General features: G+C 76.3%; 1 pseudogene. It reads left to right on the forward strand.

The features are described 5' to 3' along the window. Positions 1-477: pseudogene (locus IFT89_RS19965) on the forward strand (hypothetical protein); the annotation flags it as partial.

Genomic DNA, 477 nt, shown 5'->3' on the forward strand with positions numbered 1-477 from the left:
CGTGGTCGCGGTGTCGGAACGCACCGCCACCCGGGCGACACTGACCGAGCGGCTCGCCGCCGCGCAGCGCGCCCACGAGCAGGCCCGCGCCGAGGTGGCCGGTGTCCTTGCCGGTCGAGCGGCTTCACTCGCCGAGCTCGACGCGATGCTCGAGGCCGAGCTCTCCTCGCTGTCGCTGCTCGCGGCGGCACGAGCGACCGTCGCAGACCGGCGCCTGCGTGACGCTGAGCGCGCGGTCGAGCTGGAGGCGGCACTCGAGCGGGCCGGGTTCGCCGACCGCGCGGCTGCGGAGGCCGCAGCCATGAACGGGGTCGAACGGGCGAGCGCAGAGGCGCGGGTGGCCGATCACCTGCGTCACACGACCGCGAACGCCGAAGCACTCGCGAGCCCGGCCATCGCCGGTGTCGCCGGTACCGCCGCCCCCGACGTCGAAGCGACGGCCCGACGACTGGCCGACGCCGAGGCGGCGGCAGGCAC

The organism is Plantibacter sp. CFBP 13570 (assembly GCF_014841395.1).
GTDB classification, from domain to species: domain Bacteria; phylum Actinomycetota; class Actinomycetes; order Actinomycetales; family Microbacteriaceae; genus Plantibacter; species Plantibacter auratus.